A 14,401-nucleotide genomic window follows, 5' to 3' on the forward strand; every position below is an offset into this window, starting at 1 on the left:
TGGCGGTATGCGCCCGGTCGCAAGGAACGGGTTGAAGCCGGCTACACGCCCGGCCTTGCCAGCCGCTCGATCGTCTGGTTGTGCCGCGTCAGGAGCTCGCAGGCGTGGCCGATCTGGCGGGCGCGCAGGGCCTGCAGGATCAGCCGGTGATCCTGGTTGGTGCGCGGACGCCAGCCGGCATTGCGGGCCATCGCCAGCACGAGGCGCGAATTCGCGAGGCGTAGTCCGTCGAGGCTCGCCAGCAGCCGCGGCATCGCGCAGGGCGCGACCAGCGCGCGATGAAAGGCGCGGTTTGCGGTCTCGAACTCCTGGATGGTCTCCGCATTATCGGCCTCGATCAGCGCCAGCTCGATCGCGGCGAGATGCGCCGGCGTATAGCGCGGCGCGGCATTGCGCAGCGCGATCACCTCGAGCGCTGTGCGCATCTCGACGATCTCCCTGGTCGACTTCGCATCGAGCGGTGCCACGCGTACGCCGCGTCGCGGCGCGGCGACCACGAGATAGAGCGCCTCGAGCTGCCGGAATGCCTCGCGCACCGGCACGTGGCTGGAGTTGAACTCGCGCGCGACGTGGTCCTGCCGCAACGGCGCGTCGGGTGGCAGCGCACCGCTGACGATGCGATCGGTGATGGCTTCGGCGATCCGCTGAGCGGTGGTGAGATTCTCGTCCGGCATAGTCATAGATTATCTATCGAAAAAACCGATGCAGCGGAAGCCCTCGTCCGATACGGTGCTCGAATACAGAGAAATCATAGATAATATCTATGATAATCTATAATTTGGCGTGGAGCGAGCATGGCGGATCGAAGCGGCGCGGGCCCTGATCGAATGGCGGTTGGCAATGCCATCCGTCATGACTGGACCAGAGACGAGGCTGAGGCGCTCTATCGCCTGTCATTTCCGGACCTGATGTTCCTGGCGCAGTCGGCGCATCGCCGGCAGTTCGATCCCACCCGCGTCGAGACGGCGAGCCTGCTCAGCATCAAGACCGGCGGCTGCCCGGAGGATTGCGGCTACTGCTCGCAGAGCGCGCATTACGACACCGGGCTCAAGGCGACCAAGCTGATGGACCGCGACGAGGTGGTCGCCACCGCGCGGCGCGCGAAGGCCGCCGGGGCCGAGCGCTTCTGCATGGCCGCCGCCTGGCGCAGTCCGAAGGACCGCGACCTCGATCAGGTCTGCGACATGGTCAGCGCAGTGAAGGATCTGGGCATGGAGACCTGCGTCACGCTGGGCATGCTGACCCCGCCGCAGGCACAGCGGCTGAGAGAGGCCGGGCTCGACTTCTACAACCACAATGTCGACACCTCGCCCGAATTCTACGACCGCATCATCACCACGCGCGCGCTGCAGGACCGCATCGACACGCTCGCGCATGTCCGTGACGCCGGCATCAAGGTGTGCTGCGGCGGCATCATCGGCATGGGCGAGGAGGTCGATGATCGGCTCGGCATGCTGGTGCTGCTGGCCAATCTCGCTGAGCATCCCGACAGCGTGCCGATCAACATGTGGAACGAGGTCAAGGGCGTGCCGGTCAACGCTACGGCCGCGCGGCCTGATCCGATTGCGCTCGTGCGATTGATCGCGGTGTCCAGGATCATGATGCCGGCCAGCGTGGTGCGGCTGTCCGCGGGCCGGCAATATATGAGCGACGAGCTGCAGACCCTGTGCCTGCTCGCCGGCGCCAATTCCATCTTCATCGGCGACGTGCTGCTGACCACGGCCAATCCGCTCCGCGACCGCGATGCCGATCTGCTCGCGCGGCTCGGCATGACATCGTCGCTGTCGGCGCGCCCGGGCGCGCCGATCGCCGCCGGCGAGGGCGCGGAGGCTTCGTCCCCGGCCTGATTCAACCCTCAGCGCGATCTCGGCGCGACGGCGCCCACGGAACTGCCTTGTCGTGCCGGTCCACGTCCGCGGCTGACCGAAAGAGAGCGGAGCCATGCCCATGCCGCCCGACAGATTGGCGATCTATTCCGACGGTCTGCAGAGACTCGCGGCCGATGACCGGTTGCGGCGCCTCAGTCCACGGGCCGGTCTCGATTTCTCCTCCAACGACTATCTCGGTCTCGCACAGGCCCCGCGGATGAAGCGCGCGGTCGCCGCGGCCATGGAGGCCGGCACGCCGGTCGGCGCCGGCGGCTCGCGCCTGCTGCGGGGCAATTGCGAGGAGCACGAGCGGCTCGAGGCGGAGGCGGCACGCTTCTTCGGTGCCGAGAGCGCGCTGTTCTTCGGCTCCGGCTACATGGCGAACTTCGCCGTGCTGACCACGCTTCCGCAGCGCGACGACCTGCTGGTGCTCGATGCGCTGGTTCATGCCAGCACCCATGAAGGCGCGCGCGCCGGCCGTGCCGAGACGTGCCAGTTCATCCACAACAACGCCCAGTCGGCTGAGGACGCGATCCTGATCTGGCGCAGGGGCGGCGGGGTGGGCCGGCCCTGGATCGTCGTCGAAAGCCTCTACAGCATGGATGGCGATCTCGCGCCGCTGGCGGATTTGATCGCGATCGCCGAGCGCCACGATGCCTTTCTGCTGATCGACGAGGCCCATGCGACCGGGGTCCACGGCGCGCAGGGCCGCGGTCTGGCCGCAGCCTACGAGGGACGCGAGAGCGTCGTGACCGTTCACACCTGCGGCAAAGCGTTGGGCGCAGCCGGTGCGCTGGTCACCGCAAGCCGCGTGCTGCGCGACACGCTGATCAATCGCTGCCGGCCTTTCGTCTTCAGCACGGCGCCGTCGCCGCTGATGGCGGTGGCGGTGATGGAGGCGCTTGCGATCCTGCGGGAAGAGCCGGAGCGGCAGCGGAGGCTGGCGCAGCTCGTTGCCTTCGCCCATGGCGCGATCGCCGCGCGCTTCGGTGAAAGCTGGTCGCCGTCGCAGATCATTCCCTGCGTCGTCGGCGACAATGCGCGCGCGATGAACCTGGCTGCCGCGCTGCAGGCGCGGGGCTTCGACGTCCGCGGCATCCGCCCGCCGACGGTGCCGCCGGGCACGGCGCGGCTCAGGCTGTCGCTGACCTTGAACATCGACGAGCCGGCCATCGCGGCGCTGCTCGACGCGCTCGCCGACGAGATCGGAAGGCCGCGGCCATGACGCTGCGCATCGTGGTCACCGGGACCGACACCGGGATCGGCAAGACGGTGTTCGCCGCCGGCCTCACGGCGCTGCTCGGGGCCTGCTATTGGAAGCCGGTCCAGGCCGGCCTTGCCGAGGAGACGGACTCCTGCTGCGTCCAGCGGCTCGCCGAGCTCGCCGACGACCGCGTGTTGCTTGAAGCCTATCGGCTGGCCGAGCCGGCCTCGCCGGATCGCGCGGCGCGCCTCGCAGGCATCAGCATCGATCCGCTCCGCCTCCGTCCTCCGCGGGCCGCCGGCCGGCCTGTCGTGATCGAGGGAGCCGGCGGCGTCATGGTGCCGCTCGATTCCGGAACGCTCTATCTCGATGTCTTCGCGCGATGGCAGCTGCCGGTCGTGCTCTGCGCGCGCACCAGTCTCGGCACGATCAATCACTCGCTGCTGTCGCTGGCGGCGCTGCGCAGTCGTGGCATCGACGTGCTCGGCATCGCCTTCATCGGCGACGGCCACGACGACAACGAAGATACGATCTGCCGGCTCGGCGAGGTGAGGCGCCTTGGCCGGTTGCCCTGGGTCACGCCGCTGACGGCGCGATCGCTGCAGCACGTGTTCGCCACCCAATTCCAGCGCACGGATTTCGAACCATGATGCGCAAGGCAACCTCGCCGATCTGGCATCCCTTCACGCAGCATGCGCTCCAGCCCGAGATGACGGCGGTCGCGCGCGGCGAGGGCGCCTATCTCTTCACCGCCGACGGCAGGCGGATCATCGACGCGATCGCGTCGTGGTGGGTGGTCACGCACGGCCATTGCCATCCGCATATCGTGCGCGCGATCCAGGACCAGGCCGAGCGGCTGGATCAGGTCATCTTCGCCGGACATAGCCACGAGCCGGCCGAGCAGGTGGCCGCCGGGCTGCTCGCGCTGGTGCCGCCGAGCCTCACGCACGTGTTCTTCTCTGACAGCGGCGCCACCAGCGTGGAGGTCGCGCTGAAGATGGCGCTCGGCTACTTCAAGAACATCGGCGAGCCGCGCTCGCGCATCGTGGTGATGCAGCATTCCTATCACGGCGACACCATCGGCGCGATGTCGGTCGGCGCGCGCGGCGTGTTCAATGCGGCCTATGAGCCGCTGCTGTTCGACGTCGCCGTCGTCCCGTTTCCAGTGCAGGGCCGGGAACAGGCGACTCTGGATGCGCTCGCTACAATTTGCGAGAAGGACCGGCCGGCCGCCTTCATCGTCGAGCCCCTGGTGCTCGGCGCCGGCGGCATGCTGATGTATCCGGCCGAGGTGCTGCGCGAGATGCACCGGATCTGCAAGGCGTTCGGCGTGCTGTTCATCGCCGACGAGGTGATGACCGGCTGGGGCCGCACCGGCACGTTGTTCGCCTGCGAGCAGGCGGACATCGCCCCCGATATCGCCTGCTACGCCAAAGGACTGACTGGAGGCGCGATGCCGCTTGCGGTCACGCTGTGCAGTCCCGCTATCTACGAGGCGCACTATTCGACCGACCGCGCCTGCACGTTCTTTCACTCCAGTTCCTACACCGCCAATCCCATCGCCTGCGCGGCAGCGAGCGCCAATCTCGAGCTGTGGCGGCAGCCGCAGACGCGGGCCCGGGTCGCCTCCGTCGCGGCCGCGCAGGAGCGCTGCCTCGACCGCCTGCGTTACGACGAGCGATTTTCCGACCTGCGGCGCTGCGGTACCATCACCGCGCTCGATCTCCATGCCGACGAGCCGGGCTACCTCGCCGAGGTCGGCCCGAAGCTGCAGGCCTTCTTCCGCGACAGCGACGTCCTGCTGCGTCCGCTTGGCCACACCATCTACGTCATGCCGCCTTACTGCGTCACCGCCGGGGATGTCGAGACGGTCTATGCCGCCATCGACGAGGCCGTCGATCACGTGCTCTGAGGGGCTGTTCTGCGGCCCGCGATTTGCGCTCCGCGATCCCGCGCACTAGCATCGTGCCAACGTCGTTGCAGAGGAAACAGTCATGAGCGCGCCGGTCAGCGGAGATGGCACCAAGGATCCGAAGGAGGCCAGCGCGGCCGTGAGCGCAGCGCAGCAGGCCGTGCTGGAGGCGCTGCCGTTCGGCGACAACGCCGATTTCGATGATGCCGCCCGCGGCTTTCTCGGCACGATCGATCAGGCCAAGGTGACGACGGCGCAGGGGCGCACCGTCTGGAGCCTTGCGCCTTACTACTTCCTTGACGCGGAGCAGGCGCCGCCGACCGTCAATCCCAGCCTGTGGCGGCAGGCGAAGCTCAACATGCATCACGGCCTGTTCGAGGTCGTGCCCGGCGTCTACCAGGTGCGTGGGCTCGACATCGCCAACATGACGCTGATCGAGGGGGACACCGGCGTGATCGTGGTCGACACGCTGACCTCGATCGAGGGCGCGCAGGCCGCATTGGAACTGTACTACCAGCACCGCGGCGTCAGGCCGGTCACGGCGGTGATGTTCACGCATACCCACACCGATCATTGGGGCGGCGCGCGCGGCGTGGTCGACGACGACGCGATGGCCAGCGGCCGCGTGCCGCTGATCGCGCCGAACCTGTTCATCGAGCATGCGGTCTCCGAGAACATCATCGCCGGCCCTGCGATGCTGCGCCGGGCGCAATATCAGTTCGGGCCGCTGCTCGCGAAGGGGCCGAAGGGCCATGTCGATTGTGGGCTCGGCAAGACCATGGCGGCGGGAGCCGTTGCGCTGCTGCGGCCGACCGACCTGATCATGGCGACCGGGGACACCCGGGTCATCGACGGTCTCACCTTCGAATTCCAGATGGCGCCGAACAGCGAGGCGCCGGCGGAAATGCATTTCTTCGTGCCGCGCTATCGCCTGCTGAACCTCGCCGAGAACTGCACGCACAACTTCCACAACCTGCTGCCGTTTCGCGGCGCCGACGTGCGCGACGCGCTGGCGTGGTCGAAATATCTCGGCGAGGCGCTGCAACTGTGGGGCGGCAAGGCGGAGGTGATGTGCGGCCAGCATCATTGGCCGATATGGGGCGCGAGCCGTGTCGACGGCATGATCCGCGAACAGCGCGATCTCTACAAATTTGCCCACGACCAGACCGTGCGGCTGATGAATCATGGCCTGACCGCAAGTGAGATCGCCGAGCAGATCAGGCTGCCCCGGAGCCTCGAAGGGGCATGGCATGCGCGCGGCTATTACGGCCACATCCGCCACAACGTGAAGGCGATCTACCAGAAATATCTCGGCTGGTATGATGCCAATCCGGTCAATCTCGATCCGCTGCCGCCGGTCGAGGCCGGCCGGAAATACGTCTCCTATATGGGCGGGACAGAGGCGCTGCTGGCGCGGGCGCGCGCGGACTTTGCCAACGGCGAATACCGCTTCGTCGCGCAGGTCGTGGGTCATCTCGTCTTCGCCGAGCCGGACAATGCCGAGGCGCGCGCGCTGCTGGCCGACACGCTGGAGCAGCTCGGCTATGCCGCCGAGAGTGCGACCTGGCGCAATGCCTATCTGTTCGGCGCGCAGGAGCTGCGCCAGGGTATGCCGGAGGTTCCGGCTCGGCCCGGCCTGCCGCGCGAGACGCTGGCGGCGCTGCGCACCGAGCAGCTATGGGACGTGCTCGGGGTTAGGCTGAACGGGCCCAAGGCGGAGGGCAAGCATATCGTGCTGAACTGGACGTTCACCGACACCGGCGAGCGCTTCGTGCTCACCTTGCAGAATTGTGCGCTGACCTATGCGGTCGGCGTGCAGGCGTCGACCGCCGATGCGGGGTTCACGCTGGCGCGTTCGACGCTCGATGCGGTCATTGCCAAGGCCACGAGCTTTCCGGAAGCGGTCGCCGCCGGGAAGATCAGCTTCGCGGGCAATCCGATGCGGCTGGCCGAGCTGATGTCGCTGATGGACGAGTTCCCGCGCATGTTCGAGATCGTCGAGCCGAAGCGGGCTGCCGTCACCTGAGATGAGGCGGAGGCCGGGCTCGCCGAACTTGCCCGGCCTCCTCATGCTATTCGGCGCTGCTGACCAGCCGGATGCGCGGCGCAGCGATGTCGATCAGGCTGCGATAGGCCGCGAGATAGTCGAGCGCCATCCGGCGCGCGGTGAAGCGTCGCTCGAACTGCGCGCGCACGCGGGCGCGGCTCAGCTCGGGCAGGCGACTGACGGCCGCTACCGCGCTGAGCTCGTCCTCGACGATGAAGCCGGTCACACCGTCGTCGATCACTTCGGGAACCGAGCCGCGGTTGTAGGCGATCACGGGCGTGCCGCAGGCCATCGATTCGATCATCACCAGGCCGAACGGCTCCGGCCAATCGATCGGCAACAGCAGGCCGAGCGCGCCGGACAGGAACTCCGGCTTCTCGTGATCGCTGATCTCGCCGATGAACTCGACGAGCGGATTGCCGTGGATCAAGGGACGGATCGTCTGCTCATAATAGTCTTGGTCAGCGCGATCGATCTTGGCCGCGATCTTCAGCGGAATCCCGCAGCGCATGGCGATCTTGATGGCACGGTCGACACCCTTTTCCGGGGCGATGCGTCCGAGCACGGCGAGATAGCTCGGCGTCACCGGCTTGGGAATCAGGAGCGTTGCGGGCAGTCCATGCAGCACGGTGCGCACCCAGTTCGCATTCGGCACCGGCCGGCGCTGCGAGTCCGAGATCGAGACGACGGGAACATCCTTGAAGACCGAGAACACCGGCTGGTGCTCCGGAAGATCGAGCCTGCCGTGCAAGGTGGTCAGGAACGGTGTGGGTTGCCGGTGGAACAGGGAGAACGGGTAGTAGTCGAGGTGGAAGTGCAGAATGTCGAACTGTTCGTCGTCGCATTGCTGCCGCACGTTTTCGAGCATCACCATGTGCAGCGCGTTCGGATCCCTCACCGAGCCGTCGAGGCGCAGTGCTTTCGGCCATGTCGGAGAGAGCTTCGCCGAGGTCTGCGAATCGCCGCTGGCGAACAGGGTGACGTCGTGTCCGAGGGCAACGAGCTCTTCGGTCAACCAATGGACGACCCGCTCAGTGCCGCCGTAGAGCTTCGGAGGCACGGCCTCCGTCAATGGAGCTATTTGCGCAATGCGCATCTCATCGTCTCCTGTTCGTGACCGATCATGGATGAATCCCCAATGGCACCGGCACTGCCACAGCGGGAACGTTGTCGCATGTGCGAAGTTCCATTCACGCGATCACTCTTTCTTCGACACAACGTGTTCCGTGCCGTCTCATTGATGCCATCCCCGCTCTCCAACGCTGCTGCCGCGGCATCGTCGGAGGGCAGGTTGCGCCGCGAAGGCGCACGGAACCCGAGAAACCGTTCGTCGTTCATCTGGCCGCATCAGGTGTCGCCACGACCTCGCTCATCAACGGGAAGACCATGGATCAGCTTTCTGGCTACGCGCACCGACCCTTTCCCTTCGTGATGCGCTATCTGCGCAAGCGCCCCACCGCCCACCTCGTGATTCTGATGGCCGTCATCGGTGCGGTTGCCTGTTCGGTAGGCACGCAATATGGCGTGAAATCGCTCGTCGACAGCCTCTCGGCAGGGCCTGCGGGCGGCGGCAACGTCTGGGCCGCGTTCGTGCTGCTGATGGCGCTGATCGCGACCGACAACATTCTTTGGCGTGTTGCCAGCTGGATCGCGAGCTTCACCTTCGTCCGTGTCACCGGAGATCTCCGGCGCGACATCTTCCGTCATCTCACCGGGCATTCGCCGAGCTATTTCGGCGACCGTTTGCCCGGCATGCTGTCGAGCCGCATCACGGCGACGTCGAACGCCGTGTTCACCGTGGAGAACATGTTCGTCTGGAACGTCTTGCCGCCATGCCTCGCCACGGTCGCGGCGATCTGCCTGATCGGAACCGTGAGCGGCCCGATGGCCATCGGCCTGCTGCTGATCGCGGCGATGATGGTGGCGGCGATGTTCCGTCTGGCGGCCGCCGGCAAGCCGCTGCATGACGATTTCGCCGACAAGGCGGCCATGGTCGACGGCGAGATGGTCGACGTGATCTCGAACATGCCGCTGGTGCGCGCGTTCTGCGGCCTGCGCCACGAGCACGACCGGTTCGACGCGACGGTCGACAGGGAGCTGGAGGCACGCGGGCGCAGTCTCCGCTACCTCGAGAAGCTGCGCATTCTGCACGCGACGGTGACGATCGTGCTGACGATCGCGCTCATGGCGTGGGCGATCTCGCTGTGGCAGCGGGGCGGGGCGACGACCGGCGACGTCGTGCTGGTCTGCACGCTCGGCCTCTGCATTCTCAACGCGACGCGGGATCTGGCGGTGGCGCTGGTCGATGTCACCCAGCACGTGGCGCGCATGAGCGAGGCGATCGCGACCCTGCTGCAGCCGCACGAGCTGCGCGATGACCCGCAGGCCGAGCCGCTGGTCAAGAGCGGTGCGGCCATCGCCTTCGACAACATCACCTTCCACTATCCTGGCGGTCACAAGCTGTTCGAGAATTTCACGCTGCGCCTGCAGCCGGGCCAGCGCGTGGGCCTGGTTGGACAGTCCGGCGGCGGCAAGTCGAGCCTGTTCACGCTGCTGCAACGGTTCTATGATCCGCAAGCCGGGCATATCACGATCGACGGCCAGGACATCGCCAAGGTCACCCAGCAGAGCCTGCGCGAGGCGATCTCGGTGGTTCCGCAGGACATCTCGCTGTTTCATCGCTCCATTCTGGAGAACATTCGCTACGGACGTCCGAGTGCGACCGACGACGAGGTGTTGCGGGCGGCGATCGCGGCGCGCTGCGACTTCGTCGAGACGCTGCCGGAGGGATTGCAGACAATGGTCGGGGATCGCGGCGTCAAGCTTTCGGGCGGGCAGCGCCAGCGCATAGCGATCGCGCGCGCCTTCCTCAAGGATGCGCCGATCCTTCTGCTCGACGAGGCCACCGCCGCGCTCGACAGCGAGTCCGAGGAGGCCATACGTGAGGCGTTGAGTCGTCTGATGCGCGGCCGCACCGTCATTGCGATCGCGCATCGCCTTGCGACCTTGCGGAATTTTGACCGCGTGGTGGTGCTGAAATCGGGCAGGATCATCGAGGACGGCGCGCCTGACCGGCTGATGCAGGACGAGGGCCCGTATCGTGAGCTCGTCACCCAGGAGATGAACCGGCTCGCCAAGTTCGCCGCCTGATCGTAGCGTCGGGTCGCGTCGAGAACGTGCACTCTCGGTTGTCTGGGCACTTCAACATCGCATGAGGCCAACATGTCCGCCGAAGTCGCAAGCACACTGTCGTTGATCACCCAGACGGACGAGCCTGTCGAGCAGCCGTTCTATATTCCCATGACGGGGCCGGCGTCCCGGCCGCGGCGCTCGCTCAAGCACGACGATACGTTCATCGTCCTCGACGGCCATGGCGACATCGGCGCCTCGGCCGGCGGACCGGACGGTCTCTTCAACGCCGATACGCGCTATCTCGCGCGGCTCGAATTGACGCTGGACGACGTTCAGCCCCTGCTGCTCGGCTCGAGCCTGCGCGACGACAACTCCGCGCTGACCGTCGATCTCACCAATCCCGACATCTACAGCCAGGGCCGCCTGGTGCTGCCGAAGGATATGCTGCACATCGTGCGCACGATCTTTCTCTGGCATGGCACGGCCTATCAGCGCATCGGGCTGCAGAACCATGGCGATCGCCATGCCAGCTTCGATCTCAAGCTGACATTCGACAATGATTTTGCCGACCTTTTCGAGGTGCGAGGCACCGTGCGGCCGCGGCGCGGCATCGGCTCGAGCCGGCTGGTGGACCCGTCCGAGGTGGTCCTGCACTATCGCGGCCTGGACAATGTCCTGCGCACCACCGACGTGAGCTTCGATCCGCGTCCGACGCATCTCACCGTCAATGTCGCAACCTATCATTTCGACCTTGCCCCGCAGGAATCGGCCTCGCTGTTCGTGGCCGTGATGTGCAACGCCAAGGCCGGCGAGCGGCCCCGGCCCTTCTTCCGCAGCCTGCTCGCCCATCGCCGAGAGATGCGCCGATGCACCGTTGGCGCCGCCAGCATCGAGACCTCCAACGACATCCTCAACGAGGTGCTGTGCCAGGCAGCGGCCGATCTGAACATCCTGATGACGGATACGCCGGAGGGGCGTTATCCCTATGCCGGCATTCCCTGGTATTCGACCACATTCGGTCGCGACGGGCTGATCACCGCGATGCAGATGCTGTGGGTCGATCCGCGCATTGCCCGCGGCGTCCTGCGCCGGCTCGCCGTGCATCAGGCGCGCACGACCGATCCGCTGTCCGATGCCGAGCCCGGCAAGATCCTGCACGAGATGCGCGGCGGCGAGATGGCGGCGCTGCGTGAGGTGCCGTTCGGCTGCTATTATGGCAGCGTCGATTCCACGCCGCTGTTCGTGCTGCTCGCCGGGCTTTATATCGAGCGCACCGGCGACATCGACACCCTGAGGGAGTTATGGCCGGCGATCGAGCTGGCGTTGCGCTGGATCGACGGCCCCGGCGATCCCGATCGCGATGGCTTCGTGGAATATCAGCGCGCCTCCGAGCAGGGTCTCGCCAACCAGGGCTGGAAGGACTCCTACGACGCGGTGTTCCATGCCGATGGACGTCTCGCGGAAGGTTACATCGCGCTTGCGGAGGTGCAGGGCTATGTGTTTGCCGGCAAGCAGCTGGCGGCGCGTTGCGCCCGTCGGCTCGGAAAGGCCGAGATGGCGGACCGGCTCCAGGCCGAGGCCGCTGATCTCGCGGAACGGTTCGAGGACGCCTTCTGGTGCGAGGATCTGAACACCTATGCGCTCGCGCTCGACGGCCACAAGCAGCCCTGCCGCGTCCGGACGTCCAACGCCGGGCAGCTGCTGTTCAGCGGCATGGTGCGCGAGGATCGCGCCCGCAAGCTTGCCGCCGAACTGCTGCGGCCGCATTTCTTCTCGGGCTGGGGCATCCGCACCGTGGCCTGCGGCGAAGCGCGCTACAATCCGATGTCCTACCACGACGGATCGATCTGGCCGCACGACAATGCGCTGATTGCGCTCGGCCTGTCGCGCTATGGCCTCAAGCATGCGGTCGAGCAGGTGTTCGGCGGCCTGTTCGAAGCGGCGTCCTACATGGATCTGCGCCGGCTGCCGGAGCTGTTCTGCGGCTTCCGGCGCGAGAAGCATCGCGGCCCGACGCTCTATCCGGTGGCCTGCGCGCCGCAGGCCTGGGCCAGCGCGACGCCGTTCACCTTGCTCGAGGCGGCGCTCGGGCTCGAGTTCGACGCCGCGCGCGGCGAGATCCGTCTGCGCAATCCGCGGCTGCCCGCCTTCCTGGACTGGGTGGTGCTGCGCGATCTCAGGCTCGGCAGCTCCACGATCGACCTGCGCATTCGCCGCCATGGCGAAGACATCTCCATGGAGGTGCTGCGGCGGCGCGGTCAGATCCAGGTCTCGCTGGTGCTGGCGCAATGATGGCGTTGAAACCCGCTCTCCACCGAGCTGCTTGCGGCTGTCTCGTCACGCTGCCGTTGCTCATCGGTCCGTATGTCGGCGACGGGCATGCGCAGCAGCCGTCGCCGGCACCGCCTGCCAAGGATGCCGCGGCGCCCGCGAAGGAGCCGGCACCGCCGCCCTCGGTCACCATCCTCGGCGCGCGCGATGCGCATGGCGTGCTCGGTCGCGACGTGCGCAGCTCGACCGGCGAGGACATGGGCCACATCGTCGACGTCATCGTCGATCTCACCGGCACGGTGCGCGCCGCGGTGATCGATTTCGGCGGCTTCCTCGGCGTCGGCAGCCGCAAGATCGTGGTCGACTGGACCGCGCTCGATTTCAAGCACATCGCCGAGAAGAGCGACCAGGTCACGCTCGACCTCACCAAGGAGCAGGTGAAGGCCGCGCCCGAATACAAGGAGGACAAGCCCGTCGTCGTGCTCGGCGCGTCCGGCAAGCTGTCTCCCTGGGATTTCGATCATTGAGTTGATGCGTGAGATTGCCGGTCCGGCCTGCGCGTGCAGCGGAACACGGTGGGGATGTTCTGTCCCGTCCGCCTCATGAGTTGAGATGAGTTGAGATGTGAGAGCCATGCCGATTGCACGGCCGTCGAGATCGCCTGACCGGGAGCCCGAGCCTGACGGTGCGGCAGAGGCGGGCGCGCGTCCGGATGCCGGGGAGGATCATGGCCAGACTTCAAGACCAGCGCCGTCGCGGCAGAGCCTGCACGGGCTGGATTGGTTCATCTTCTTCCTGGCCGACGTGCAGACCGGCTTCGGTCCCTTCATCGCGGTCTATCTGACGACGCAGAAATGGACGCAGGCGCAGATCGGCCTGGTGCTGTCGATCGGCGGCATCGTCGGGCTGATCGGGCAGATGCCGGGCGGCGCGATCATCGATGCGGCCAGATCCGAGCGCCGCGTCGCCGGCCTTGCCATCGCGGCCATCGGCGGCTGCGCGCTGGCCTATGCGGCTTGGCCGATCTTTCCCGTGGTCGCGGCTGCCGCAACGTTGCATGCGGCGGCGAGCTGCGTGCTGGGACCCGCGATCGCGGCGATCAGCCTCGGCCTGGTCGGGCCGCGCGGCATGGCGGAGCGGCTCGGCCGCAATGCGCGGTTCGCGTCGCTCGGCAATGGTGTGGCCGCGGCCGTGATGGGCACCTGCGGCTATCTGCTGTCCAGCCGCGCCGTGTTCCTGGTCACCTTCATTCTCGCCTTTCCGACGCTGATCGCGTTGTCGCGAATCCGCGAGCGCGAGATCGACGTCGCGCGGGCGCACGGCCGGGCCGATCACGAGGACAAGGAGGTCGCGCGGCTGTCGAATCTGCTCGGCCTGCTGCGCCAGCGCGCGCTGCTCGTGTTCGCGCTCGGCGTGTTCCTGCTGCAACTCGCCAATGCGGCGATGCTGCCGCTGATGGCCGGCGTGGTGACGACGAAATCGAGCGAATGGGCGCCGATGCTGATCGCGTTCTGCATCGTGGTGCCGCAGGCGATCGTGGCGCTGACCTCGCCCTCGGTCGGCGCGGTGGCGCAGCAATGGGGCCGCAGGCCGCTGCTGATGCTCGGGTTTGCCGCGCTCGCGATGCGCGGCGCGCTGTTCGCGGTCGTGCACGATCCCTACGTGCTGGTGGCGGTGCAGATCTTCGACGGCGTCACGGCGGCCGTGTTCGCCGTCATGATTCCGCTGACGGTGGCCGACGTCGCCTTCGGCAGCGGGCATTTCAATCTGGCGCAGGGAATCGTCGGGACGGCGTCCGGAATCGGCGGATCGCTGTCCACCGTCGTCGCCGGCTTCGCCAGCGACCGCTACGGCAGCGCCACCGCCTTCATCGGTCTGTCGGGCGTGGCGCTGACAGGTCTTCTTCTGATCGCGCTGCTGATGCCCGAGACCGGGCACCGCCGGCGCAGGGCGTGAACGGGCAGGGC

11 protein-coding genes are annotated in these 14,401 nt (G+C 67.0%); 9 read left to right on the forward strand and 2 right to left on the reverse strand.

All coding sequences use genetic code 11. The features are described from left to right. Positions 1-41 precede the first annotated feature (41 nt). Entirely contained in the window at positions 42-674 is a 633-nt protein-coding gene (locus ACQR0U_RS16115; protein WP_315715813.1) for a GntR family transcriptional regulator, read from the reverse strand. Positions 675-794: 120 nt separating this feature from the next. Here ACQR0U_RS16115 and bioB point away from each other — a divergent pair, with 120 nt between their 5' ends. The 5 genes from bioB to ACQR0U_RS16140 all read left to right on the forward strand — a co-directional run bounded on the left by bioB (position 795) and on the right by ACQR0U_RS16140 (position 7,010). After that, positions 795-1,847 (forward strand): biotin synthase BioB, encoded by a 1,053-nt coding sequence (bioB, locus tag ACQR0U_RS16120; RefSeq protein WP_434843579.1) that lies wholly within the window; start codon positions 795-797, stop codon positions 1,845-1,847. Positions 1,848-1,947: 100 nt separating this feature from the next. Next, complete coding sequence (locus ACQR0U_RS16125) at positions 1,948-3,093, forward strand: 8-amino-7-oxononanoate synthase (RefSeq protein WP_434843594.1); 1,146 nt, start codon at positions 1,948-1,950, stop codon at positions 3,091-3,093. Further along, positions 3,090-3,722, forward strand: coding sequence for a dethiobiotin synthase (gene bioD / locus ACQR0U_RS16130; protein WP_434843578.1), 633 nt, complete (start codon positions 3,090-3,092; stop codon positions 3,720-3,722). The genes ACQR0U_RS16125 and bioD overlap by 4 nt, the downstream gene beginning before the upstream one ends. Then, positions 3,719-4,984 (forward strand): adenosylmethionine--8-amino-7-oxononanoate transaminase, encoded by a 1,266-nt coding sequence (locus ACQR0U_RS16135; protein WP_434843577.1) that lies wholly within the window; start codon positions 3,719-3,721, stop codon positions 4,982-4,984. The genes bioD and ACQR0U_RS16135 overlap by 4 nt, the downstream gene beginning before the upstream one ends. Before the next feature lie 82 nt (positions 4,985-5,066). Next, a complete protein-coding gene (locus ACQR0U_RS16140; protein WP_434843576.1) occupies positions 5,067-7,010 on the forward strand; it encodes an alkyl/aryl-sulfatase in 1,944 nt (647 codons plus the stop codon). 46 nt (positions 7,011-7,056) lie between these two features. Here the strand turns inward: ACQR0U_RS16140 and ACQR0U_RS16145 are convergent, their stop codons facing one another. Further along, positions 7,057-8,127, reverse strand: a complete 1,071-nt coding sequence (locus tag ACQR0U_RS16145) for a glycosyltransferase family 4 protein (RefSeq protein ID WP_315754208.1) — start codon at positions 8,125-8,127, stop codon at positions 7,057-7,059. Positions 8,128-8,417: 290 nt separating this feature from the next. Here ACQR0U_RS16145 and ACQR0U_RS16150 point away from each other — a divergent pair, with 290 nt between their 5' ends. The 4 genes from ACQR0U_RS16150 (at position 8,418) to ACQR0U_RS16165 (ending at position 14,390) form a co-directional block, all read left to right on the forward strand. Then, positions 8,418-10,181: an ABC transporter ATP-binding protein gene (locus ACQR0U_RS16150; protein WP_315754206.1), complete on the forward strand. Its 1,764-nt coding sequence runs from the start codon at positions 8,418-8,420 to the stop codon at positions 10,179-10,181. A 72-nt stretch (positions 10,182-10,253) separates the two neighbouring features. Then, a complete protein-coding gene (locus ACQR0U_RS16155; RefSeq protein WP_315754204.1) occupies positions 10,254-12,455 on the forward strand; it encodes an amylo-alpha-1,6-glucosidase in 2,202 nt (733 codons plus the stop codon). Continuing rightward, positions 12,452-12,961: a PRC-barrel domain-containing protein gene (locus tag ACQR0U_RS16160; RefSeq protein WP_434842222.1), complete on the forward strand. Its 510-nt coding sequence runs from the start codon at positions 12,452-12,454 to the stop codon at positions 12,959-12,961. The genes ACQR0U_RS16155 and ACQR0U_RS16160 overlap by 4 nt, the downstream gene beginning before the upstream one ends. A gap of 106 nt (positions 12,962-13,067) precedes the next feature. Continuing rightward, entirely contained in the window at positions 13,068-14,390 is a 1,323-nt protein-coding gene (locus ACQR0U_RS16165) for an MFS transporter (RefSeq protein WP_434843575.1), read from the forward strand. Positions 14,391-14,401 lie beyond the last annotated feature (11 nt).

The organism is Bradyrhizobium sp. HKCCYLRH3097 (assembly GCF_051167875.1).
Taxonomy (GTDB): domain Bacteria; phylum Pseudomonadota; class Alphaproteobacteria; order Rhizobiales; family Xanthobacteraceae; genus Bradyrhizobium.